Below are 22,055 nucleotides of genomic sequence, written 5' to 3'. Positions count from 1 at the left end.
CTCGTCGGAAGGGCTCACCAGAAGGGCTTGCTTGACGAGCACACGTCACCCTAGCAGCGGGTCGGGGGGTCTCGTTTCAGCCGTTCGGCAGGACGACGAGGCTGCGCGGGGCGCGGGTGATCAGACCGGTCGACACCGGGCGGAAGCCGTCCGCGAGGCGCAGCCGGGGCATCGCCTCGAAGAGCGCGCGCAGCCCGTACTCGGCCTCCAGACCGGCCAGGATCACCGCCGGGCAGAAGCCGGAACCGTACGTGAGCTGGCCGGGGTCGTCACGGAGCGGGTCGAAGCGGTCCGGCGCGCGGAACCGCTCCGGGTCCCGCCCGGCCGCGCCGACGAGCAGCGCCACGGAGGAGCCGCCCGGCAGGATCCCGCCACTCACCGGGACGTCCTCGCGGGTGCGCCGCACGGCGATCTGCACCGGCGGGTCGCGGCGCAGCGACTCGGTCCACGCCCGGGCCACCAGGGCCGGCGGGGCGTCCCGCAGGGCGGCGGCCCGGTCGGGGTCGCCGAGGACGTTGCCGAGGAAGGAGGCCAGCGCCTTCTCCCGTACGGCGATCTGCCCGCCGCACTCGCCGGCGAGCGCGGTCGCGGCCCGGCCCCTGACCAGCCGCATCATGTCCCGGTACGGGACGCCGACGGCGGCGGCGACGGTCCCGGCGGGCAGCCAGTGGCAGAAGTCGGCGACCAGGTCGGCCCGGGGCCGGTCGGCGATCCGCCGGGCGAGCACGTACGCGGTGCGTTCCGCGACGGACCGCAGCTCCGCGAGGTCCACGTCGACGTGGGCGCGCGAGCAGGCCGGGTCGCCGGGCCGGTGCCCGTGGGTGAAGCGGGCGTCGGTGAGCGCGGTGGCGACGTCGGCGTACCGGCTCAGCACCCAGGCCCGCAGCAGCGGGTCGTAGGTGAGCGGGAACTCCTCCCGCAGCCGCCGGTACACGGGGTACGGATCGGTCGCCGCGCCGGGGTCCAGCGGGCTGGGTGCGACGGTCCGCCCGCCGGGCGGCACGGGCGCCCCGGCCGCCGGGTCGGCGACGCTCCGCACCCGGCCGGGCGCGGCGGCCCCGGCCCGTCCGTCGGGCGCCATGGCCGTCAGCCGCCGGAGCCCCGCGACGCGGGGGGTGCGGGAGGGTTCGGGGGTCCGGTCGTCGCGCATCGTGCCCCCAGGGGTGGGTCGGTCGGCGGTGGGTCCCCCCAGCCCATCACCGCTGCGGGCGCGGCGCCCGTCGCATACCGCCGAACGGGTGAGGCGGCACGGCCCTGACCAGGCCCGGAACGCGTTCTCGGCGGCCCGGGGCACCAGGCCGCGACGGCTCAGTCGACCGACAGCCGGAAGGTCATCTCGCCGAAGCCGACCACGTCCCCGGCCCGCACCACCACCGCGCCGACGACGCGGCGGCCGTTGACCGTCGTGCCGTTGGTGGAGCCCAGGTCGCGCAGGACCCACAGGCCGCTCTGGAGGGAGAGTTCGGCGTGCAGCCGGGAGGCGGTCTCGTGGCTGAGCCGCAGGCCGTTGACCGGGTCCCGCCCTATGCGCAGCGGGTACGGCCCCGGCTGCGGAAGGAGCAGCTTCGGGAGCCGCTCGGAGTGCCAGGCCCGGCCGAGGCGCGCGGTGAACGCCGACATCCGCTCGACCGCGCCGACCACCCGCCGGGTCCAGGTGCCCTCGCTGCGCAGGTCGGCGGTGAGCACGTCGAGTTCGTCGGGGCGGCGGGCCTGGAGCGCCCGCTCCATCCGGAAGAGGAAGGTGTCGTGCGAGAGCCGGCCCTGTGCGGCGCCCTCCCTGAGCAGGCCCAGCGCGCGGTCCCGCTCGGCGTCGGTCAGCCGGGGGGAGTGTGCTGGGGGCTCGTACGGGGTCGGGGTCGTCACACGGTGATTGTCCGGGTGTCCGGGCCGGGCTGTCCAGAAGCCTCCGTACCAGGCACGTAACCGCTTCCGCGCGGAAAAGCCGAGGCCGTTCCGCAAGATCACTGTTACGGTCTGCGGGCTTCGACCACACGTATCCCTGGGGGAACCACCGTATGACCGACGACCTCGTCGTCCGCCCGCTCACCGGGCCGGAGGAGCTGGACCTCTTCCTCGGCCTCACCTACACGCTCGACCACGAACTCGCCGACGACCTCGGCTCCGGCCGCCGCCGCCCCGACTGGATGTGGGTGGCCCTCCGCGACGGCCGCCTGCTGGGCCGGATCGCCTGGTGGACCAACAAGGACGGGGGCGAGCCGCTCGCCCTCGACTTCTTCGACCTCGCCCCCGAGCTCCCGGCCGGAGAGGCCGAGGAGGTGGGCCGGCGGCTCCTCTCCGCCGCGCTGCCCGCCGTCGTCCCGGCGGGCACCGTGCCGCCGGAGTTCAACCGCTACCTGCCGCCGGACTGGCGCGAGGTGCCGGAGACCCGCGACCGCGTCGAGCTGCTGCTCTCGCTGCTCGCGGAGACGGGCGCCCGGCCGCTGGTCGAGCGGCTGCGCCTGGAGTGGCTGCCGGGGACGCCGGTCGCGGAGCCCACCGGCCGCCTCGTGTTCCGCCCGGTCCGGGACCGCGAGGACCTGCTCGCGCTGATGACGCCGGTGATGGCGGGCACGCTCGACGCGCACGGCCAGGCCGACCTGGCCGAGGGGCTGTCGCTGCGGGAGGCCGCCGAGCGGCACTACGACGAGGAGTTCCCGCACTACACCACGCCGCGCGACTGGTGGCAGGTGGCCGAACTGCCGGGCACCGGCGAGCCGGTCGGCTTCGTCGTCCCCGCCCGCAACAACTACAACCCGATCATCGCGTACATCGGCGTGCTCCCCGCCCACCGCGGCAAGGGCTACATCGACGAGATCCTCGCCGAGGGCACCCGGATCCTCGCCGCGCAGGACGTGCCGCGCGTCCGCGCCGCGACCGACCTGGGGAACGTCCCGATGGCGGCGGCCTTCGCCCGCGCCGGGTACGTGAACTTCCAGCGCCAGGTCGACTACGTGTGGGACGCGCCGGGCGCGTCGCGGTCCTGACTGCCAGGATGGACGTGACCCACCGGCGGTGACGCCGGCCGTCACGACGACCGTACCGCCGTCTGCGAGGAGAACCACCGTGCTCTTCGAGGTGTGGGCGCCGCACGCCCGCGACCGGGTGACCCTGGAGCTGAACGGCACCGGGCACCCCCTGGAACGGGACGCCCTGCGGGACGGCTGGTGGACCGGCACCGTGCCCGCCTCGGACGGCGACCGGTACGGCTTCCGGCTCGACGACGGGCCCGTCCTGCCCGATCCGCGCGGCCGCCGGCTGCCGGACGGGCCGGACGGGCTCAGCGCCGTCGTCGACCACGCGGCCCACGCGTGGCGGAACGAGCCGCCACGGCTGCGGCTGCGCGGCGCGGTCCTCTACGAGCTCCACGTCGGCACCTTCACCCCCGAGGGCACCCTCGACGCGGCGGCGGCGCGGCTCGGGGAGCTCGCCGGGCTCGGCGTCACCCATGTGGAGCTGATGCCGCTCTGCCCGTTCCCCGGCGTGCACGGCTGGGGGTACGACGGGGTGGCGCCGTGGGCGGTCCACGAGCCGTACGGCGGCCCGGCGGCGCTGAAGCGCTTCACGGACACCGCGCACGGCCTCGGCATGGGCGTGGTCCTCGACGTGGTCCACAACCATCTGGGCCCCTCCGGCAACCATCTCCCGCCCTTCGGGCCGTACTTCACCGACAGCCACCACACCCCGTGGGGCGCGGCGGTGAACCTGGACGCGGCCGGTTCGGACGAGGTGCGGGCGTACTTCCTCGGCAGCGCGCTCGCCTGGCTGCGGGACTACCGGATCGACGGGCTGCGGCTCGACGCGGTGCACGCGCTCGCCGACGACCGGGCCCTCACGTTCCTGGAGGAACTGTCCGCCGCGGTCGACGCGTTGGCGAAGGAGCAGGGCCGGCAGCACTTCCTGATCGCCGAGTCCGACCTGGCCGACCCGCGCACCACCACGCCGCGCACGCTCGGCGGCCTCGGCCTGCACGCGCAGTGGAACGACGACTTCCACCACGCCCTGCACTGCGCGCTGACCGGCGAGTCCCAGGGCTACTACGCGGACTTCGCGCGCGCCCCGATGGCCGCGCTCGCCAAGACCCTGACCCGGGTCTTCTTCCACGACGGCACGTACTCGTCCTTCCGGGGCCGGCACCACGGACGGCCCGTCGACCGGGAGCGCACCCCCGCCCACCGCTTCCTCGGCTACGCCCAGACCCACGACCAGATCGGCAACAGGGCGCTCGGCGACCGCCTTTCGGCCTCCCTCTCCCCCGGGCTGCTCGCCTGCGCGGCGACGCTCGTCCTCACCGGCCCCTCGGTGCCGATGCTCTTCATGGGCGAGGAGTGGGGGGCCCGCACGCCCTGGCAGTACTTCACCGACCACACCGACCCGGAGCTCGCGGAGGCGGTACGGCGGGGCAGGCGACGGGAGTTCGCGGCGCACGGCTGGGACGAGGGCGAGGTGCCCGACCCGCAGGATCCGGCGACCCGGGACCGCTCGGTCCTGGACCGTACGGAGCGGGAGCGCGACCCGCACCGGCGGCTCCTCGCCTGGCACCGCGAGCTGATCGCCCTGCGCCGCACCCTGCCCGACCTCACCGACCCGGACCTGGGCGGGGTGAAGGTCGCCTTCGACGAGGAGGGCCGCTGGCTGGTCTTCCGGCGCGGTGACGTGCGGGTGGCGGTGAACCTGGGCAAGGAGCGGGTCGAGATCCCGCTGGGCTCCAACGGCCGCGACCGGGTCCTGGCCGCCTGGGAGCCGGTCGAGGCGCCCGCCCGCGACGGGCTGCTGCGCCTCGGCGGCGAGTCGGCGGTCGTCCTGGCGGACGGCTGACCGACCCCGGACACCGGAACGCCCGGGCGGGCGCCGGGCTCCTGGGGGGCTGGGCCGCACGGGCCATGGGCGGACTCCACTCGGGCGGACGGTCGGAGTGTTCCGGCGGAGCGTCGGTCGGCGGGCCGCCATAGTGCGCGCATGACACCCCCCACTCCCCCGCGCCGCCGAGCCCGCGTCCGGGCCCGCGCGGTCGCCCTGGGCGCCGCGCTGGTGGCCCTCGCGCTCCCGGCGGCCTCCGTCGCCGCCGCGCCGGCGGCACCCGCTCCCCGTCACGGGTCCGAGTCGTGCGCGCGCACGCCCGAACCGCTCTCCGGGGACGCCCGGCGCGTCCTGGACATCGCGCGGAAGGCCAGGGAGGACCTCGCGCTCAACGCCGTACTGCTGCGCGTCACGGTGGACGGGCGGGACGTGGTCACCGGGGCCCTCGGCGAGTCGATGACCGGCGTCCCGGCCGAGCCGGACATGCACTTCCGGGCCGGCTCCGTCGCCTTCGCCCACATCGGGACGGCCCTGCTGCGGCTGGCCGAGCAGCGCCGGGTGCGGCTGGACGACACGGTGGAGCGCTGGCTGCCGGAGGTCCCCCGGGCCCGCGAGATCACCCTGCGGATGCTGGCGAACAACACCTCGGGCCTGCACGACTACGTCACCGACCCGGCGTTCGGCGCCGAGCTCACCCCCCACCCCTTCAGGCAGTGGACCCCCGACGAGCTGCTCGCCTTCCCGTTCGGCCACGACTTCTGGTACGACCCGGGCACCAACTGGAGCTATTCGCACGCCAATTACCTGCTGCTGAGCCGCGCCCTGGAGCGGATCACCGGCACGCGGATCGACCGCCTGGTGCGGGAGCTGGTGACCGGGCCGCTGGGGCTGAGGGAGACCCGGAACTCCTTCACGCCCGAGATCCCGGAACCGGTGCTGCACGCCTTCACCTCGGACCGGGGCCTCTACGAGGAGTCGACCTTCTGGAACCCCTCCTGGACGACCGGTCCCGGCGCCGTCATCACCAGCACCGTCTGCGACATGGCCCGCTCCGCCGAGGGCATCGGCAGCGGCGAGCTGATCGGCCCGCGCTCGTACCGGATCCTGCTGGATCCCGGGACGGTCGGGCTCGGCACGCCGACGAAGACGTGCCCGGCCTCGATCTGCCTCAAGCAGACCGAGGAGCGGCACTTCGGGCTCGGGGTGATCGTCTCCGGCGGCTGGCTGCTCCAGAACCCGTCCTTCTCCGGTTACGCCGCCCTCCAGGCGTACCTGCCGTCGAAGCGGCTCTCGATCGCGGTCTCGGCGACGAAGACGGCGACGACCGCCGAGGGGAACATGGCCCAGGTGGTCGCGGGCCGGATCGCGGCCGCGCTGGCCCCGGAGGACCCGCTGGTGCCCTGAGGCCCGGCGGGGCGGTGCCGGCCGCCGCTACTCGACGATCGCCATCTCGTGCGGGGTCGCGTTGAAGCGGCGGCCGGTGCCGTCCTCGGTCATCGTGACGATGTCCTCGATGCGGACGCCGAAGCGGCCGGGGAGGTACACGCCCGGTTCGATGGAGAAGCACATGCCGGGGACGACCGGCCGCTGCTCGCCCTCGATCATGTAGGGCGGCTCGTGGGTGGTGACCCCGATGCCGTGGCCGGTGCGGTGGATGAAGTACTCGCCGTAGCCGGCGTCCGTGATGACCTTGCGGGCGGCACGGTCGACGTCCTGGCAGGCGATGCCGGCCTTCACGGCCTCGAAGCCGGCCTGCTGGGCCTCGCGGACCAGGTCGTGGATCCGCCGCTCCTCGTCCGTCGGCTCGCCGACGTGGACGGTGCGGGTGGTGTCGGAGCCGTAGCCGTGCTTGAGCCCGCCGAAGTCGAGGACGACCATGTCGCCGCGCTCGATGACCCGCTCGCCGGCCTCATGGTGCGGGTTGGCGCCGTTGGGGCCGGAGCCGACGACGGTGAAGTCGACCTGGGAGTGGCCGAAGTCCAGGAGCAGCCGGGCGAGGTCGGCGGCGACCTCGGTCTCGCGGCGGCCCGCGAACCGCACCTTGAGGATCTCCCCGTACGCCCGGTCGGCGGCGGCCCCCGCGGCCGCGATCCGGTCCAGCTCGTGGGCGTCCTTCACGGCCCGCAGCATCGGCAGGGCCTCGGTGAGGGAGACGTACGAGGTGCCGGGGAGGGCCTGCTGGAGGCCGAGGAGGTGCATCGCCCAGGCGTTGTCGCTGACGCCGAAGCGTCCTCCCCCAGACTTCGTCCGGGGGGACCCCCAATCGAGCAGCGGCGCGGTGACGGCGTACGGGTCCTTGCCGTCGGTCCAGTCGCGGAGGGTCAGCGCGGGCGCCCCGACGGCCTTCTCCGCGTCGGGCGCCTCCAGGGTGGGGACGACGAGCACCGGGTCCTGGCCGGGGGCGATGACGAGGACGGTGAGCCGTTCGGTGATCGCGGTGGGCTGGTAGCCGGTGAGGTAGACGAGGTCGGGGCCGGGGGCGACGAGCACCCCGGCGAGCCCGGCGTCGGCGGCGGAGGCGGCCGCGCGGTCCATCCGGGCCCGGTAGTCGTCGGCGGTGAACGGCGTCGGGGCGTCGGCGGAGTCGGCGCTCGGCATGGGGTCTCTCCTTCGCGGCGGCGGACGGTCTCCCCCAGCATCCTGCCCGCCCCCCACCGCCGCCGCGACCGGGCCGCGGCCCGTCAGCGCGGGCCCGGGCCCTGGGCGATGAGCCGTTCGAGGAGGTCCTGGAAGTCGTCGCCGACGACGATCCGCAGCTCGCCGTTCTCCTCGTCGTGCTCGCTGAGCTGGGTGAGCGTGCCGCCCCGCCACCAGAAGACGTACGGGCTGATGGCGCCCGGGGTGTCCTCGTACTCGGAGGCGGCGAAGGAGGCCATGGCGCCGAGCGCCGGGATGATCGAGGTGTCCCGGATGGGGTGGAAGGCGATCTGGTGCCGGAAGGGCACGGCGACCAGGGCGCCGTGCTCGCCGAGCGGCAGGCCGGTGACCCGCTGGGCGAGGGCGTCGAGGTCGAGGACGCGGCTCGCGGTGTAGAAGGAGTCGCCGACGACGACCTCGAAGGACATCCCGTCGGCGTCCCGGACGGTCTCGTGCTCCTCGACGGGCAGCCCGCGCAGGTTCTTCAGGGCGCGGGCGCGCAGCTGGGCGGGGTCGCCGAGCCGGTCGAGGGCCTCGTCGGTGAGCATCATGACGCTCTCCGGCAGGTCCAGGGCGAGGACCTCGTAGAGGCCGGGGGCGAGGGTCCTGGCGTAGCCGAACGCGCCGGGGTCGATGCCCTCGCCGTTGACGACCCGGGGGTAGAGCTGGGCGCGGATCTGCTCGGGCGGCAGCGTGTCGAGGGCCGAGGGGCCGTCGAGGGTCCGCACCACGAGGGTGACGTGCCGGCGGATCAGGTCGGGCCAGACGCGGGGCCCGCGGCGGTCGCGGTGGCAGACGGCGGCGAGGTTGCCGAGGCCGAAGCGGCGCTGCTTGTCGTCCTGGACGGAGGAGGCGTAGACCGTGACCTCCAGGCCGAGTTCGGCGAAGGCCTCGCGGACGGTGGCGCGGAAGAGCGCGGCCTCCCGCTGGGAGAAGTAGGCGAACTCCGGGTCCCGGGGCGCGTCCTCGCCGTCCCGCTTCGGTTTCCTGCGCAGCCACCCCACGCCAGCCCGCCTTCCGTCGCCGTTGCGTTCAGCGTAGCGAGTGCGTCGGGGCGGTCACCGGCCGCCCGCCGAACTCGCCGCCCGGCCGGAGCCGCCGGGAGCCGCCGGTGCCGTCAGGAGCCGTAGGGGGCCTTGAGGAGGTCGCGGGCGTAGTGGGCGAGGGAGCGGTTGTAGCGGGGCAGCAGGGGCGCGAGGGCGCCGAGGGCCAGCGAGGCGGCCTCCCGGTCGCGGCCGGTGTCGGCGAGCGCGAGCGCGAGGAAGGCGTCGACGGCCGGGGCGAGGGCCAGCTCGTCGGCGTCGAGCCGCGCGGCGGGCAGGGCCCGCTCGTCGGTGAGCAGCTCGACGGCGCGGTCGGGCCGCCCGAGGTTCCGCAGGCTGCTGGCGAGCTGGATGACGGCCCGGCGCCGCCGCAGGCCGGTCAGCCCGAGTTCCAGGGCGCGCGTGTAGTGCCGGACGGCTTCGACGGGCTGCCCGGTGGAGTCGTGGGCGGCACCGACCTCGAACACGGCGGTGGCGTCCTCGTCGCCCCGCTCGGCGGCGAGCGCGGCGATCCGCTCCCGGAACTCCTCGCCGCCGAGGCCGTCGATCCGCTCCCAGAGGGCGGCGACCCGCCCCTCCCAGCCGTTGTCGTCGTTCATGCGGCCACCCTACTCAGGGGCTTGGCCGTGGCTCAGTCGCCGCCACCACCACCGCCGCCGCCGTCGCCGCCGCCCCCGCCGCTGTCGCCGCCGCCGTCGCCCCCGCCGGAGTCTCCGGCGTCGCCGCCGTCGGAGCCCCAGCCGTCGCCGCCTCCGGGTTCGTTGTCGGCGCTGGAGGTGCCGAGGTTGCTGAACCAGGGGCGGAGCCAGTCGGCGTCCACGGCGGCGGGCTCGTACCCCTCCCGCATGCGCCACTGGGCGGGGAAGCGGGCGAGCCCGGTGGTGTCGCCGAGGCCGAAGGCGGTGGCGAAGGCGTGGGCCATGACCGCGTCCAGCGGGTCGGAGGTCTCGTGGGCGACCGGTGCGAGGGGGAGCAGGAGCGGCTCGGGGCCGGTGGGCGTCCGGCGGCGCGGCGGGCGGGCGAGGAGGGCGACGCGGGTGCCGTCCCGGAGCAGCCAGGAGCTGGTGGGGCCGTACCGGCGCAGCTCCCAGAGCCGTCCGGTCTGCGGCGACGGGCCGGTGAACTCGGCCTCCACCACGCTCTTGGACTTGCGCAGCTTCTTGTGGGTGAGGCGGAGCTCGGCCGTCGCCTCACCGACGGTGAGGACGAGGCCGCGGGACGGGTGGGGTTCGGCCGGGTGGAAGCCGTACGGCGCCCGGATGCGGACGGCGGGGGCGTACGGGCCCCAGGCGTCGACGCGGACGAGCCGCCGGTCGACGGCGACGGCGACGTCGCCGTGGGGTCCGGGCGCGGTGCGGCGGGCCATCCACAGCGGTACGCCCTCGGCCCGGGCCCGCTGGGCGAGCTCGGCGACCCGCTCGGGTCCGCCGCAGAGCCGCACCGCGAGCCGTCCCAGCTCGTGGGCGAAAGCGGCGGTGCGCCGCACCTTGAGCGGGATGCTGGTGCCGGTGGCGCGGACGACCGGGACGACGCCGGGGCCGTCGTCGAGGCGGGTCAGGGCCCGTTCGGACCCGCCGCCGCCGAGCCACTGCCCGCGCAGGTACGCCTCGGCCGTCGCGGCCAGGTTCAGCTCGCCGTGCGGGGTGAGGCGGCCGCCGCGCCGCAGCCCCTCCTCGGTCAGTTCGACCGTGCGGGCCAATGGGTTCCACGACTTCTCGCCGTACAGGACTTCGCTCACGTCTCCCCCTGCTGTGTTCTCCGGGGCCGTCACGGCCCCATGTTCACCACGCGGTCGGCGCGGTGGCGGTTGCGTGCGACGAGCCGGGCGTTGGCCTCGTCGGAGCGGTGCACCCAGGCCTCGGCCTCGGCGCGGGTGCGGCCGAAGGCGACGTGGCGGTCGACGAGCCGGGGCACGCGGACGGCGTCGGGGAGGTCGGCGTACCAGACCTCGTCGAGGAGCGGCCGGACGGCGGCCCATCCCCCGGCGTCGTGGAGGAGGTAGTTGCCCTCGGTGACGACGAGCGGGGTCCCGGGCGGTACGGGGACCGAGCCGGCGACCGGCTCCTCCAGGGCCCGGTCGAAGGCGGGCGCGTAGACGACGGTCCCGGGCTCGGGGGCGCGCAGCCGGGCGAGGAGGGCGGCGTATCCGGCGGCGTCGAAGGTGTCGGGCGCGCCCTTGCGGTCCGCCCGCCCGAGCCGCGCCAGTTCGGCCCCTGCGAGGTGGAAGCCGTCCATGGGGACGAGGACGGCGAGCCCGTCGAGCCGCTCGACGAGCCGCCCGGCGAGCGTCGACTTCCCGGCCCCGGGCGGCCCGGCGACCCCCAGGACCCGCCGCCGCCCCCCGGCGGCGAGCTCCCGCGCCCGCCCGACCAGCTCCTCGAACTCCCGCACGTCCATGCGGCCGATTGTCCCAGCCCCCGGCGGTGCCCCCCGGACCCTCGGGGGGTCCCTCCCCCGACCCTCGTACGGACCCTCCTCGGGTCGAGGGTCGGGGCGGCCGCGACGCGGGTTCGTGCGGGTGGGTTGCCGTGCTTTCCGCGTATTACGTTGGGGATATGCCGTCCATCGCACTCGTCACCCTCGTCGTCCGTGACTACGACGAGGCCATCGCCTTCTACACCGACGCCCTCGGCTTCGAGCTGGTCGAGGACACCGACCGGGGCAACGGCACCCGCTGGGTCGTCGTCCGTCCGGCCGGCTCCGGCGGCGTCGGCGGGCTCGGGAACGCGGGGCTGCTCCTCGCCCGGGCCAAGAACGACGAGGAGGAGGCCTCCGTCGGCAACCAGACCGGCGGCCGGGTCGGCTTCTTCCTCCACACCGACGACTTCGCCCGCGACCACGAGCGGATGACGGCCGCCGGGGTGAAGTTCCTGGAGGAGCCCCGCCACGAGCCGTACGGCTCCGTCGCCGTCTTCGAGGACCTGTACGGCAACCGCTGGGACCTCCTCCAGCCCGCCGGGTAATTCGCTGTCGCCCCGGCGGCGGCGCTCCCTAGACTCGCGGCACGGCCCGCCGCCCGGTGCGCCGTGCCCGATCGTGTCGACCGAGGGGAGCCGGCCGTGCGCAGTCACCCGCCGGCCGCCCGTGCCCGCCGCTTCGACGTGATCCTCGCCTCTTCCGCCTGCCGGTGACGGCTGCGCGCCCGTCACCGCAGACCCGTGCCGTCCGGACCCGTCCTCAGTACGCGTCCGCACCAACGGTCATCGCGCTGTCCTGTGATCCCACAGCAGCGAAAGGCACGTCACCGTGCGCGTTTTCCCGAACCCCCGCGTCCGCAACCTCGGCATCCTCGCCCACGTCGACGCCGGCAAGACGACCGTCACCGAGCGGATCCTCTTCCTGACCGGCGCCGTCCACAAGCAGGGCGAGGTCCACGACGGCACCACCGTCACCGACTTCGACCCGCAGGAGCGGGAGCGCGGCATCACGATCTCCGCCGCCGCCGTCAGCTGTGACTGGGACGGCCACCGGCTCGCCCTCATCGACACGCCCGGCCACGTCGACTTCTCCGACGAGGTCGAGCGCGCGCTGCGCGTCCTCGACGGCGCCGTCGCCGTCTTCGACGCGGTCGCGGGCGTCGAGCCGCAGAGCGAGACGGTGTGGCGCCAGGCCGACCGGCACGGCGTGCCCCGGATCGCCTTCGTCAACAAGATGGACCGGGCGGGCGCCGACCTCGACGCGGCCGTGGCCTCCCTCCGCTCCCGCCTGGGCGCCGTCGCGCTCCCCGTCCAGCTGCCCGTCGGGCGGGAGGACGGCTTCCGGGGCGTCGTGGACCTCGTCCGGATGAAGGCGTACGTGTGGGGCGGCGGCGGTCTCGAAGAGACCGGCGTCCCGCCCGGTCTGAGGGACGAGGCGGTACGCCGCCGCCGCGCCCTGGAGGAGGCCGTGGCGGAGCTGCACCCCGAGGCCCTGGAGGAGTACTGCGCGGACGAGGCCCTCTCCGACGGGACGCTCGAACGGGCCCTGCGAGCCCTGACGTTGGCCGGCACGGCGGTGGTGGTGCTGTGCGGATCGGCGTACCGCGACCGCGGGATCGAACCGCTCCTGGACGCGGTCGTCGCCTACCTGCCCGCCCCCACCGACCGGCCCCCGGTCGGCGGTGGCGAGCGGGCGGCCGACCCGCACGCGCCGCTGGTCGCGCTCGCCTTCAAGGTGAACGCGGCCCCGACCGGCCGCATGACCTACGTCAGGGTCTACGCGGGCGTCCTCACGAAGGGAGCCACCGTGCTCGACACCGCCACCGGACGCACGGAGCGGATCTCCCGCGTGCTGCGCGTGCAGGCCGACCGCACGGCCGAGGTGTCCATCGCCGTCGCCGGCGACATCGTCGCCGTCGTCGGCCCGAAGACCGTCCGCGCGGGCGCCACCCTGTGCGTCCCGTACGCACCGGTCGTCCTCGAACCTCCGGTGCCGGCCGCCCCGGTGGTCTCCATGGCGGTGGAGGCCCGCCGCAGCACCGACACCGGCCGCCTGGCCGCCGGGCTCGCCCGGCTCGCCGAGGAGGACCCGTCGCTGGTGGTGCGGACCGACCCGGAGACCGGCCAGACCGTCCTGTCGGGCCTCGGCGAGCTCCACCTGGAGGTCGCGGTGGAGCGGCTGCGGCGCGACCGGGACCTGGAGGTCACGGTCGGCCGCCCGCAGGTCGCCTACCGCGAGACGGTGGTGAAGGGCGTCACCGGCCTGCTCCACCGGCACGTCAAACAGGACGGCGGCGCGGGCCAGTTCGCCCACGTCGTCCTCGACGTCCAGCCCCTGGACGGAGACCCGGGAGAGGAGGAGTTCGTGTTCGCGTCGACGGTGACGGGCGGGCGGGTCCCGCAGGAGTACGTCCGCGCGGTCGAGGCCGGCTGCCGTGACGCCCTCGCCGAGGGCCCCCTCGGCGGCCACCAGGTCACCGGCGTCCGCGTCACGCTCACGGACGGTGCCACGCACCCGAAGGACTCCTCGGAGCTCGCCTTCCGCACGGCGGGCCGAGCAGCCCTGCGGGAGGCACTGCGCGCGAGCGCGATGGCGCTCCTCGAACCGGTGGCCGAGGTGACGGTCACGGTCCCCGCCGAGTCGGTCGGCGCGGTCCTCGGCGACCTCGCGGCCCGCCGGGGCCGCGTCACGGACTCGCAGGTCAGGGGCGGTACGTCGGTGGTGACGGCGACGGTCCCGCTGGCCGAACTCTTCGGCTACGCGACCCGCCTGCGCGGCCGCACCCAGGGCCGGGGCACCTTCGCCACCCGCCCGGCGGGCTACGAACCCGCCACCGCCTAGAGGTCCAGCTCGGCCCGTACCGTCTTCCCGACCGGTACGCGGTCGAGCACCTCCCACCGCGTCGCCAGCGCCCCGACGAGCAGCAGCCCACGGCCGCCCTCGTCCAGCGGCCCCGGCGACGCGGCGGGGGCGGGCCGCCGCTCGCCCCGCGTGTCGGTGACGTCGATCCGCAGGTGCAGCCCGGGGGCGTACAGCAGCCCCAGCTCGCACTCGCGCCCGGGCACCCGACCGTGGGTGACCGCGTTCGCCGCCAGCTCCGCCACCAGCAGCGCCGTCGTATCGGACAGGGCGGAGTCGTACGGGACGCCCCACTCGTGCAGTTGGTGGACCGCCAGCCTGCGGGCGAGACGCGCACCGCGCGGGGTGGAGCTGAAGCGCTGCGCGAACATACGTACGGTGACGGGTCGTTTGCGCGCAAGGGGGGTCGTCATGCGGCCAATTTCGCTCCGATCATGGCGAGTTACCAGCTACCGGACTCGTACGCTGCGCTTGTACGGGTTCGCTCGCTGGACTGTACCGGTGACAATCCGTGACCCTGGACGGGATCAGCGCGAGCACACTGTGCGGGAGGTGGCGGGGTGGCGGACGACGTTCCCAAGGGGACCGAACCGGAGACGTCAGAGAGCCTGAAGGCATTCGGGGAAGTAATCAAGGCCTTCCGCAAACGGGCGGGTCTCACACAGGAGCAGTTCGCGCCGAAGGTGGGCTACTCGGTCCCGATGGTGGCGTCGATCGAGCAGGGACGACGCGTGCCGTCGAAGGAGTTCGTCGAGAAGGCGGAGGAGGTGCTGGACGCGTTCGGGGTGATCCGGGCGGCGGCGAAGCACCTGACCCGTAGGGCTGGGCTGGCGAAGTGGTTCGAGGAGTGGGCGGAGCTGGAGCCGCTGGCGGTGACGCTGTACACGTTCGAGAACCGGATGGTGCCGGGCCTTTTCCAGACACCGGCGTACGCACGGACGCTCTTCGAGAAGCAGATCCCCGCAATGAGCGACGACAAGATCGCGTCGAACCTGGTCACCCGAGTGGAGCGGGCGACCATCCTCACGGAACGCCCGGAGACGATCTACAGTTTCATCATCGAGGAGCACTCCCTGCGCCGCCAGGTGGCTGACCCAGAGGTCATGCGCGAGCAGATCGACCACATCCTTGACCTCGGCGAACGCCGCAACATCGACATCCAACTCATGCCGCAGTCGCGCGGGTACCACGCTGGCCTCGGCGGCCCCTTGCGTCTCCTGGAGACCGAGGAGAACTCGTGGTACGCCTACTGCGAAGGCCAAGAGACCGGCCAGCTAGTCTCCGACCCCAAAGTGGTCAGCATCCTCCAACAGCGATATGCCAGGATGCGAGCACAGGCTCTGTCTGTAGAGGCATCCGTGGGCCTGTTGCGGGAGATCCGAGGAGCACTATGAGCACGACTGAACTGGCCTGGTTCAAGAGCAGCTACAGCAGTGGCAGCGGCGACGACTGCGTCGAGGTCGCCACCTGCCCCTCCACCGTTCACGTCCGTGACTCCAAGGTTCCGGACGGGCCGCAGTTCGCGGTGGCGTCGGACGCCTGGACGGAGTTCGTCGCCCGGCTCGCCTGAGACGAGACGCGCACCCACCACCGGAGCCCGGTGTCACGGAAGGCCGTGACACCGGGCTTCGGCGTTCTCCTTGACCGGGCCCCAACTATCGTTCAACAATCCTCTTGTTGAGAGAACGTGCGCCCTCCCAGTCGAGGAGAAGTCCCGTGATCACTCCCAGCGCCATCCCTCCCACCGTCCCCGACGCCGTCAAGCGCGCCCGGTGGTTCCTTGCCATCCAGGCGGTCCCCTCCTGCGCGGGGGCGGTGTTCCTGCTCGTCGCCGCGGCCGAGAGCGGCCAGGACGACGCCGGCATCCTCGCGGGCATCGGCCTGCTCCTCCTGACGCTCAGCGGGTTTCTCGCGTACGCGGTCTACCGGCTCGGCCGGCCGTACCCGCGCGCGCTGCGTGCCGCACTGGTCTTCATCGAGGTCCTGTACGTGGCGCTCGCCGTGTGGATGCTGTTCACGGGGGCGGGGTTCGCGCTCGGCGGGCTGTTCGCCGTCGTCGTCCTCGTCTCCCTGCTCGGCTCGAACGGAAGTAGCTGGATCTCCGATTGACGCCCCCGGGGCGTGTGCCAGGATGCATGGCATGACCAACGAACCCGCCTCCCCGTACCTCTCCGGTCTCTTCTCGCTCGCAGGCCGCACCGCGCTCGTGACCGGAGGCAGCTCCGGCATCGGCCGGGCGGTCGCCGGGGCGCTGGCCCGGGCGGGTGCGAGCGTGGTGGTGCTCGCGCGCAAGGAGGCGGAGCTGGTCGCGACCGTCGAGGAGCTGACGGCCGACGGCTGCCGGGCGGCGTGGGTGAGCGCGGACCTGAGCACGCGGGAGGGGATCAAGGCGGGCGCCGACGCGGCGGCCGGGGTGTTCGGGGAGCCGGACATCCTGGTCAACTCCGCCGGGATCAACCTGCGTCCGCCGTTCGGGGAGCTGGGCGAGGAGGTGTGGGACACGACGATGACCGTGAACCTGGAGGCGCCGTTCCTGCTCGGGCAGCGGTTCGGGCCCGGGATGGCCGAGCGGGGCTACGGACGGATCATCCACATCACCTCCCAGCAGGCGCACCGCGCGTTCGTGCAGAGCGGGGCGTACGGGGTGTCCAAGGGCGCGCTGGAGTCGCTGGCCCGTTCGCAGGCCGAGGCCTGGTCCTCGCGCGGGGTCACCGCGAACACCCTGGTGCCGGGCTTCGTGATGACGCCGCTCAACGCGCGCCTCTCCTCCGATCCGGAGAAGGTCGCGGCGCTGGCCCAGCGGACGATGGTCGGCCGCAACGGTCTCGCCGAGGACTTCGCGGGCGCGGCCGTCTTCCTGGCGAGCTCCGCGTCGGCGTACGTGACGGGCCACTCCCTCTTCGTGGACGGCGGGTTCTCCGTCCACTGAGGCTCCGTCAGGCGGCGGGCCGGTACACGAAGCCGTTGAGGGGCGCGAGGACCTTCCAGCCGAGCGTCTCGTAGAGCGCCCGGCCCGGGACGGTCGCGCCGAGGACGCCCTCGGTCGCGCCGGCGGCGAGGGCCGCGTCGGTGAGGAGGCCCATCACCACCGTGCCGAGGCCACGGCGCCGGTGGGCCGGGTCCGTGATGATCTGGTCGTAGACGCAGGCGGTGCCGGTCAGGCCGGCGAGGCCGGACGCGGCGGGTTCCCCGTCGGCGGTCCGGACGCGCGCCGAGACGACGCCGTCGGCGGTCTCGACGGCGGCCGTGTAGCCGTCCGGTGTCCGCGCGGGCGAGGGGCGCAGGTCGACGGCCATCAGGAAGCAGGGGTCGACGGGTTCCCACGTCGGCGGGAACCAGGGCCGCATGGCGTCCAGGGGCAGGAACGCCTTGACGCACGTGGTGGGTTCGGTCAGCGATGCGATGAGCTCGCGGGCGGTGGTGGCGTCCGGGTCGAGCAGGACGTGCCGGACGGCCTGGTTCGGCTGCCCGACGTCGATCCGCAGCCCCCAGGGCACGTCCACCGGCCTGGGGAGCCGCCGGGCCACGGCCCAGCCCTCGACCCACTGCCGTCCCGTGCGCGTCATCCGGCCTCCCCCGCCCCGTCGTTCGCCACCGCACCGCACTGTACGGGAGGCGAGGAAGCCCATCCCCCGGGCGCCCCCTCCGGCTTACGCTGGCGGTGGTCACGACCGAGGCCGATACGAGGGGGGTACGCCATGACGTACGAGACCGGCGCGATGGTGAGGCTGGCCAGGGACGTCCAGGTCACCGGGGACGGGAGCGCGGCGCGGGGCGGTCTGCCCGGTCCGCTGTTCCTGGCCGAGGGGCTGGAGGGTCTGGTCACGCACGTCGCGAAGGAGACCGGGGGTGGCGCTTCGGCCGCCGTCCAGGCCGCGCTCGCGGAGTTCGACCGGACCGTCCGGGGCAGCCGGTTCACGGGCTTCACGGGGCACCTGGTCGACGATCTGCGGGACCGGATCGCCCGGCAGGACGGCTCCGGCGCCGGGGGCGCCGCCGGAGCCGGGGCGCGGGTCACGTACCGCGTCCGGTTCGTGAACGGCTTCGTCCTCGACGGGATCGACGAGGACGCCCTGACCCGCGCCTGAGTCCCCTCGGGCGCGGGTATCGGGCCGACTGTCAGGCCGGGTAGGTGATCGAGCCCAGCGGCGGGCAGGGCAGGAGCACGGCTCCGGCGCCCGGGCGTTCGACGAACGCCCGGGCCTCGGCCTCCCGCTGCCGGCGCGTGTCCACCTCGTCCGCGTCCCAGGCGTCCCGCCGGGCGCGGTCGTAGTCCCAGGTGTCGTCGATGAGGCCGAGCGAGGTGTTCCCGGAGCTGCGCTGGAACTCGGCTTTCAGGGCGGCCTGTCGGAGCGCGGCCTGGGTCGAGAGGAAGTCGATGCGGGCCGTCCAGACCCCGGGGGTGTGCGGGACGCGCGTCGGCAGCGGCGCCCGCGGCAGCGGCGACACCCCGGTGTCGAGGCGGCCGAGGTTGTCGACGGCCGCCGCCTGCGCCTCCCGCATCATGATCCCCATCTCCTGGTGCAGCCACAGGAGTTCGTCGAGGTCGCCCTGGGTGATCCGCATCCGCTGGTACAGCGCGTGGAAGCGGGGGTCGCCGTGCAGCGGGCGCAGCGGGTCGGCGTGCAGCATGACGCAGTCGTTGAAGCCGGCCGTCACGGCCGCGTCGAGGTGCCCCACCGTCTCGTCCGCCCGCCCCTGCGCGAGCGCGAGCATGGAGAGCGCCGCGTGCCCGGTGGCGGCGAGCCACGCGCCGTCCGGCCCGAGCGCCGCGCCCCGCGCGACGACGTCGTGGAACCCGGCCGAGGCGCCCGCGGAGGGCCCCTCGGTGATCAACGCCACCAGCAGGTCGTGCGCGTGGGCGGCCAGCGAGTCGACGGTGTCGGCCATGGATCTCCTCGAACCTCGATGCGGAAGAGCCTCTACGGAAGGACGGAACGGCCGGGGCGGGCGGTTCCTTCCCGGCTCCTTCCCGACTCCTTCCCGGCTCTCGCCCGGCTCTCGCCCGGCTCCCTCCTCAGGAGAAGTCGAGGCCGCCCGTGCGCTCGCGCTTCAGCTCGAAGAAGTGGGGGTTCCGGGCCAGGACCCGGACCGCGTCGAAGAGTTCGGCGGCCTCCTCGCCCCGGGGGATCGCGCCGAGGACCGGGCCGAAGAAGGGGACGCCGTCGAAATGGAGGGTGGGGGTGCCGACGTAGGCGCCGGTGGCCGGGTCCGTACCGGCGTCGTGGCTGCGGCGGAGGGCCTCGTCGTAGGCATGGGAGTGCGCGGCCCCGGCCAGCTCGGCGGGGAGGCCGAGCATCGCGAGCGCCTCGGCGGTCACGCGGTCGAAGTCCTCGTCCCCGTCCTGGTGGATGCGGGTGCCGTAGGCGGTGTACAGGTCGCGCAGGATCCCGTCGCCGCGCAGCTCGGCGGCGGCCGCCGCGACCCGGACCGGGCCGAGCGAGCGGTCCACCAGGTCCCGGTACCAGCCGGGCAGTTCGTTGCCCTCGTTGTGGAGGTACAGGCTCATCACGTGGAAGCGGACGTCGAGGTCCCGGAGCCGCTCCGCCTCCAGGATCCAGCGGGAGGTGATCCACGCGAAGGGGCAGGCGGGATCGAACCAGAAGTCGACCCGGGTGCGGGTGTCCACGGAGGAGGAAGGGGAGGCGAGGGGGCGCTGTGCTGCGTCGAGGGTCATGGGGACAGCGTGACGGAGGAGCGGCCCGCCCGCGTGGGCCATTGGCGAAACGTTCCTCTGGGCCAATCCCCCGCCTCCGCCTCGCCCCCGCCCCGCACCCCGTACCCTCCGCAGCCGCCTCGGCACCGTGGGTGATCTGCACAAAGGGCCTGCGCGCGGGCGTTTCTTCTGCTGAGATGAAGCCCTTGTGAACCGCACGAGCGCAAGGGACGGGGGATGCGACGGGGGTTCGGTGAACGGCTGGGCCTGCCCGGCGCCCTGGGTCCCTTACCCCTCGCACCGCTCGCACCCGAGTACGGGAAGCTGACGGAGGGGCAGCGGGCGGCGGGGTTACGGTACGCGGGAGAGGCTCTGACGGATCCTCAGGAGCGGGCCGACGGCAGTGCGTTCGTCTCCGTCCTGGACGGGGTCGCCCTGTGCACGCCCCGCCGGCGGCGGCTCGTCGACGAGGCCGCCCTGCTCGACCGCGCCGACGCACGGCCCGCGCACGCGCCCGTGCTGCGGCTGCTCGCCGCGATACGCCGGCAGGACCCGGCACTGCTCCGCCGCGTCCTCCTCTACCAGCTCCTTCCCCTCGCCCGGCAGGGCGCCGACGGCCTCGGGCTCGACCCCGCCGAACTCGCCCTCCTCGCGAAGGCGTCCCGTGCCCTGCCCGACCTCGACGGCCGGCAGCGGACCGCCGCCGAGGCCCTCGCCCCGCTCTGGTCGCGGCGACGGCTGCGGGCCTGCGCCCACGCCGTCACGGCCCTCGGGCCCGACGCCCTGCGCGCCGACCCGTGGCTCGGCGCCCTCGACGCGCGGCTGCGGCGGCGCCTCGACCGCTGCGACCGGGACCTCGCCGCGGCCGGGTCCGCCGCCCCGGCCGACCCCGCCGGGGCCGAGGCCGGCTATCTGCGGGTCCTCGCCGTCGCCTCCGACGACGACGAGGCCGTGCGCGGCCTGATCCGGCTCGGAGCCGTACCCGCCTCCGCCGACGCCCCGCTGACCGCCCTCCCCGTCGAGGGCGGCCGGGTGGCGCTCGCCTGGCCGACCCGGCCGGGTGTCCGCTGGCGGGTGCTGCGCGACGCGCCCGGCCCGGACCGCGCGACGCCCGTGCCCGGCACCGGCGGGACCGCGTCCACCGCCGTCGACGCCGACCCGCCGGTCGGACTCCGCGTGCGGTACGCCGCCTTCCCCGTGGAGGACGGCAGGCCGACCGGGGTCCCGCTCGTCTCCCACCCGCTGCTCGTGGCGCCCGACGCCGAGGAGGCCGTCCTGGAGGACGGGCCCGCCCGGATCGCCGTCCGCTGGCGGCGGCCCCGCACCGCCACCGCCACCGTCCTCACCCTGACCGGGCCCGGCGCCCTCACCCTCCGGCACACCGCCGACCACACCGCCGGCCACACCGAGGAGCACGTCTTCACCGGACTCGAACCCGGCGCGTACCGCGTGCTTCTGACGGCACGCCACTCCTCACCCTCCGGCGAACCCGTCGACTCCCCCGGGGTCCTCCGGACCGTCACCGTCCACCCCTGGCCCCGGCCGCTCACCGCGCTCACGGCCGACGCCGGACCCGAGGAAGGCGTGCGGTTCACCGGGCGGGGCGCGGAAGGCGCCGAGGTGCGGCTCGTGGTCTGGCCCGAGGGGACCGCGCCCGCGCCCGGCACCGAACTGCGCGCCGACACGCTGCCCGCCCCGCTGCCCTGGGCCCGCTACGGCGCGCCCGGCCACACCGTGCCCGAAGTCGCCTTCGCCGGGCTCGTCAGCGCCGTCACCGTCCTCGGCGAGCGGGCGCTCGCCGGGCCCGGGGTGCGGCTCGACGTGCCGGGCCCGGTCGGCGCGCCCCGGGCCGTGCGGGAGCCCGGCGGGCAGGTGCGGCTCCTCTTCGACTGGCCGTCCGGGGCGGGGGCCGTGACCGCCGCCTGGCCCGGCGGCGACCTGCGGATCAGCCGCAGCGCCTACGTCCGCGAGGGACTGCGGCTGCCCCTCGGGCCCGGGCCCTCCCGCGTCACGCTCCGCCCGCACGTGCCCGAGCCGGGGGACGGACCCGCCGGGGACGGCGACGCCCGGGGCGCGGGCCGTGACATCGCGGACGGGACCGCCGGACCCGGCGGCACCGGGGCCCGGAGCAGCGGCGCCGGGACCGGGGGCCGGGCCGGGGACGGCAGCGCCGGGGGCGGGGGCCGGAGCCGTACCGCCCGGACCGTCGTCGGCGTCCGCCGCGCGCCCGTCGGCGTGGACGTGCCCGGGGAGGCCGTCGTGCGGTACCGGCTGCTGACACGGCGGCGCGGGCTCAGAGCGCGGGTGCCGTACGCCGTCGAAGTGAGCGCCGAAGGGCACGACCCGGCCGTGCCGCTGCCCGAACTCGTCCTCGTCCACCAGACCGCGGTGCGGCCCCGGCACGCCGAGGACGGCACCGTCCTGCTCAGGATCGACGGCGCGGCGCTCGCCCGCGCCCCGCTCCAGACCCTCGAACTCCCGCCGGTCCCGGACCTGTCCCGCCCGCCGTACGCGCTCCGCGCGTTCCTGCTGGGCGACGGGGCCGGAGCCGTACGCCTCGAAGAACCCGCCCTCACGACCCTGGTGGTGCGCTGACATGACGACGGTGATCTGCCCCTACTGCTTTCACCGCACACAGGCCGCCC

Annotated in this window: 22 protein-coding genes; 11 read left to right on the top strand and 11 right to left on the bottom strand. The window is 75.0% G+C overall.

Going from position 1 to position 22,055, the window contains the following annotated elements; genetic code table 11:
• Window positions 1–76 precede the first annotated feature (76 nt).
• Together AB0E19_RS30620 and AB0E19_RS30615 are read right to left on the bottom strand one after the other, a co-directional pair.
• On the bottom strand, window positions 77–1,150 hold the full coding sequence (locus AB0E19_RS30620) for a cytochrome P450 (protein WP_362185519.1): 1,074 nt from the start codon (window positions 1,148–1,150) through the stop codon (window positions 77–79).
• Between the two features lie 158 nt (window positions 1,151–1,308).
• Window positions 1,309–1,863, bottom strand: a complete 555-nt coding sequence (locus tag AB0E19_RS30615) for a DUF1707 and FHA domain-containing protein (protein ID WP_362185517.1) — start codon at window positions 1,861–1,863, stop codon at window positions 1,309–1,311.
• Window positions 1,864–2,015: 152 nt separating this feature from the next.
• Between AB0E19_RS30615 and AB0E19_RS30610 the strand changes: the two genes are divergently transcribed.
• From AB0E19_RS30610 to AB0E19_RS30600, 3 genes are all read left to right on the top strand, one after another.
• Window positions 2,016–2,984, top strand: coding sequence for a GNAT family N-acetyltransferase (locus AB0E19_RS30610; RefSeq protein WP_362185514.1), 969 nt, complete (start codon window positions 2,016–2,018; stop codon window positions 2,982–2,984).
• A 79-nt stretch (window positions 2,985–3,063) separates the two neighbouring features.
• Window positions 3,064–4,815, top strand: a complete 1,752-nt coding sequence (treZ, locus tag AB0E19_RS30605) for a malto-oligosyltrehalose trehalohydrolase (RefSeq protein WP_362185512.1) — start codon at window positions 3,064–3,066, stop codon at window positions 4,813–4,815.
• Between the two features lie 141 nt (window positions 4,816–4,956).
• Window positions 4,957–6,201 (top strand): serine hydrolase domain-containing protein, encoded by a 1,245-nt coding sequence (locus tag AB0E19_RS30600; protein ID WP_362185510.1) that lies wholly within the window; start codon window positions 4,957–4,959, stop codon window positions 6,199–6,201.
• Window positions 6,202–6,228: 27 nt separating this feature from the next.
• Here AB0E19_RS30600 and AB0E19_RS30595 read toward each other — a convergent pair whose 3' ends face one another.
• The 5 genes from AB0E19_RS30595 to AB0E19_RS30575 form a co-directional block, all read right to left on the bottom strand.
• Window positions 6,229–7,395 carry an aminopeptidase P family protein gene (locus AB0E19_RS30595; RefSeq protein ID WP_362185508.1) on the bottom strand — a complete coding sequence of 389 codons (1,167 nt, stop codon included), beginning with the start codon at window positions 7,393–7,395 and terminating at the stop codon, window positions 6,229–6,231.
• 83 nt (window positions 7,396–7,478) lie between these two features.
• A complete protein-coding gene (locus tag AB0E19_RS30590; protein ID WP_362185506.1) occupies window positions 7,479–8,438 on the bottom strand; it encodes a hypothetical protein in 960 nt (319 codons plus the stop codon).
• Between the two features lie 113 nt (window positions 8,439–8,551).
• Complete coding sequence (locus AB0E19_RS30585; RefSeq protein WP_362185503.1) at window positions 8,552–9,076, bottom strand: tetratricopeptide repeat protein; 525 nt, start codon at window positions 9,074–9,076, stop codon at window positions 8,552–8,554.
• Between the two features lie 32 nt (window positions 9,077–9,108).
• A complete protein-coding gene (locus AB0E19_RS30580) occupies window positions 9,109–10,215 on the bottom strand; it encodes a hypothetical protein (protein WP_362185501.1) in 1,107 nt (368 codons plus the stop codon).
• A gap of 29 nt (window positions 10,216–10,244) precedes the next feature.
• The gene (locus AB0E19_RS30575; protein ID WP_362185499.1) at window positions 10,245–10,874 is read right to left on the bottom strand and encodes a nucleoside/nucleotide kinase family protein; all 630 of its coding nucleotides are present in this window, start codon (window positions 10,872–10,874) and stop codon (window positions 10,245–10,247) included.
• 158 nt (window positions 10,875–11,032) lie between these two features.
• Between AB0E19_RS30575 and AB0E19_RS30570 the strand changes: the two genes are divergently transcribed.
• Both AB0E19_RS30570 and fusA read left to right on the top strand, forming a co-directional pair.
• Window positions 11,033–11,440, top strand: coding sequence for a VOC family protein (locus AB0E19_RS30570; RefSeq protein ID WP_362185496.1), 408 nt, complete (start codon window positions 11,033–11,035; stop codon window positions 11,438–11,440).
• Between the two features lie 283 nt (window positions 11,441–11,723).
• Complete coding sequence (fusA, locus tag AB0E19_RS30565; RefSeq protein ID WP_362185494.1) at window positions 11,724–13,736, top strand: elongation factor G; 2,013 nt, start codon at window positions 11,724–11,726, stop codon at window positions 13,734–13,736.
• Here fusA and AB0E19_RS30560 read toward each other — a convergent pair.
• The gene (locus AB0E19_RS30560; RefSeq protein WP_362185492.1) at window positions 13,733–14,167 is read right to left on the bottom strand and encodes an ATP-binding protein; all 435 of its coding nucleotides are present in this window, start codon (window positions 14,165–14,167) and stop codon (window positions 13,733–13,735) included. The genes fusA and AB0E19_RS30560 overlap by 4 nt on opposite strands.
• Window positions 14,168–14,314: 147 nt before the next feature.
• Here AB0E19_RS30560 and AB0E19_RS30555 point away from each other — a divergent pair, with 147 nt between their 5' ends.
• The 4 genes from AB0E19_RS30555 to AB0E19_RS30540 all read left to right on the top strand — a co-directional run bounded on the left by AB0E19_RS30555 (window position 14,315) and on the right by AB0E19_RS30540 (window position 16,683).
• Window positions 14,315–15,148: a helix-turn-helix transcriptional regulator gene (locus AB0E19_RS30555; protein WP_362185490.1), complete on the top strand. Its 834-nt coding sequence runs from the start codon at window positions 14,315–14,317 to the stop codon at window positions 15,146–15,148.
• Window positions 15,145–15,324 carry a DUF397 domain-containing protein gene (locus AB0E19_RS30550; protein WP_362185488.1) on the top strand — a complete coding sequence of 60 codons (180 nt, stop codon included), beginning with the start codon at window positions 15,145–15,147 and terminating at the stop codon, window positions 15,322–15,324. The genes AB0E19_RS30555 and AB0E19_RS30550 overlap by 4 nt, the downstream gene beginning before the upstream one ends.
• 146 nt (window positions 15,325–15,470) lie before the next feature.
• Window positions 15,471–15,863, top strand: a complete 393-nt coding sequence (locus AB0E19_RS30545) for a hypothetical protein (protein ID WP_362185486.1) — start codon at window positions 15,471–15,473, stop codon at window positions 15,861–15,863.
• 31 nt (window positions 15,864–15,894) lie between these two features.
• Window positions 15,895–16,683 carry an SDR family oxidoreductase gene (locus tag AB0E19_RS30540; RefSeq protein ID WP_362185484.1) on the top strand — a complete coding sequence of 263 codons (789 nt, stop codon included), beginning with the start codon at window positions 15,895–15,897 and terminating at the stop codon, window positions 16,681–16,683.
• A 7-nt stretch (window positions 16,684–16,690) separates the two neighbouring features.
• Here the strand turns inward: AB0E19_RS30540 and AB0E19_RS30535 are convergent, their stop codons facing one another.
• Window positions 16,691–17,320, bottom strand: a complete 630-nt coding sequence (locus tag AB0E19_RS30535; protein ID WP_362185482.1) for a GNAT family N-acetyltransferase — start codon at window positions 17,318–17,320, stop codon at window positions 16,691–16,693.
• A 132-nt stretch (window positions 17,321–17,452) separates the two neighbouring features.
• Between AB0E19_RS30535 and AB0E19_RS30530 the strand changes: the two genes are divergently transcribed.
• Window positions 17,453–17,842 (top strand): hypothetical protein, encoded by a 390-nt coding sequence (locus tag AB0E19_RS30530; RefSeq protein WP_362185480.1) that lies wholly within the window; start codon window positions 17,453–17,455, stop codon window positions 17,840–17,842.
• Between the two features lie 31 nt (window positions 17,843–17,873).
• Here AB0E19_RS30530 and AB0E19_RS30525 read toward each other — a convergent pair whose 3' ends face one another.
• Both AB0E19_RS30525 and AB0E19_RS30520 read right to left on the bottom strand, forming a co-directional pair.
• Window positions 17,874–18,644, bottom strand: coding sequence for a hypothetical protein (locus AB0E19_RS30525; protein WP_362185478.1), 771 nt, complete (start codon window positions 18,642–18,644; stop codon window positions 17,874–17,876).
• A gap of 127 nt (window positions 18,645–18,771) precedes the next feature.
• Window positions 18,772–19,431: a DsbA family protein gene (locus tag AB0E19_RS30520; protein ID WP_362185476.1), complete on the bottom strand. Its 660-nt coding sequence runs from the start codon at window positions 19,429–19,431 to the stop codon at window positions 18,772–18,774.
• A 216-nt stretch (window positions 19,432–19,647) separates the two neighbouring features.
• Between AB0E19_RS30520 and AB0E19_RS30515 the strand changes: the two genes are divergently transcribed.
• A complete protein-coding gene (locus AB0E19_RS30515) occupies window positions 19,648–22,005 on the top strand; it encodes a hypothetical protein (protein ID WP_362185474.1) in 2,358 nt (785 codons plus the stop codon).
• Window positions 22,006–22,055: the final 50 nt, after the last annotated feature.

Origin of the sequence: Streptomyces sp. NPDC047974, assembly GCF_040653375.1 — a bacterium.
In the GTDB taxonomy this organism is placed as follows: Bacteria; Actinomycetota; Actinomycetes; order Streptomycetales; family Streptomycetaceae; genus Streptomyces.
Note: the sequence above shows the minus strand (reverse complement) of the source record. Positions and strands in the feature narration are given on the sequence as shown.

Excerpts from the sequence above, each read along its gene's own strand:
- AB0E19_RS30540 (WP_362185484.1), top strand. The coding sequence starts at position 15,895 with ATGACCAACGAACCCGCCTCCCCGTACCTCTCCGGTCTCTTCTCGCTC.
- AB0E19_RS30550 (WP_362185488.1), top strand. The coding sequence starts at position 15,145 with ATGAGCACGACTGAACTGGCCTGGTTCAAGAGCAGCTACAGCAGTGGC.
- AB0E19_RS30595 (WP_362185508.1), bottom strand. The coding sequence starts at position 7,395 with ATGCCGAGCGCCGACTCCGCCGACGCCCCGACGCCGTTCACCGCCGAC.
- AB0E19_RS30560 (WP_362185492.1), bottom strand. The coding sequence starts at position 14,167 with ATGACGACCCCCCTTGCGCGCAAACGACCCGTCACCGTACGTATGTTC.
- AB0E19_RS30570 (WP_362185496.1), top strand. The coding sequence starts at position 11,033 with ATGCCGTCCATCGCACTCGTCACCCTCGTCGTCCGTGACTACGACGAG.
- AB0E19_RS30520 (WP_362185476.1), bottom strand. The coding sequence starts at position 19,431 with ATGACCCTCGACGCAGCACAGCGCCCCCTCGCCTCCCCTTCCTCCTCC.
- AB0E19_RS30610 (WP_362185514.1), top strand. The coding sequence starts at position 2,016 with ATGACCGACGACCTCGTCGTCCGCCCGCTCACCGGGCCGGAGGAGCTG.
- AB0E19_RS30535 (WP_362185482.1), bottom strand. The coding sequence starts at position 17,320 with ATGACGCGCACGGGACGGCAGTGGGTCGAGGGCTGGGCCGTGGCCCGG.
- AB0E19_RS30530 (WP_362185480.1), top strand. The coding sequence starts at position 17,453 with ATGACGTACGAGACCGGCGCGATGGTGAGGCTGGCCAGGGACGTCCAG.
- AB0E19_RS30600 (WP_362185510.1), top strand. The coding sequence starts at position 4,957 with ATGACACCCCCCACTCCCCCGCGCCGCCGAGCCCGCGTCCGGGCCCGC.
- AB0E19_RS30575 (WP_362185499.1), bottom strand. The coding sequence starts at position 10,874 with ATGGACGTGCGGGAGTTCGAGGAGCTGGTCGGGCGGGCGCGGGAGCTC.
- AB0E19_RS30515 (WP_362185474.1), top strand. The coding sequence starts at position 19,648 with ATGCGACGGGGGTTCGGTGAACGGCTGGGCCTGCCCGGCGCCCTGGGT.
- AB0E19_RS30620 (WP_362185519.1), bottom strand. The coding sequence starts at position 1,150 with ATGCGCGACGACCGGACCCCCGAACCCTCCCGCACCCCCCGCGTCGCG.
- AB0E19_RS30585 (WP_362185503.1), bottom strand. The coding sequence starts at position 9,076 with ATGAACGACGACAACGGCTGGGAGGGGCGGGTCGCCGCCCTCTGGGAG.
- AB0E19_RS30525 (WP_362185478.1), bottom strand. The coding sequence starts at position 18,644 with ATGGCCGACACCGTCGACTCGCTGGCCGCCCACGCGCACGACCTGCTG.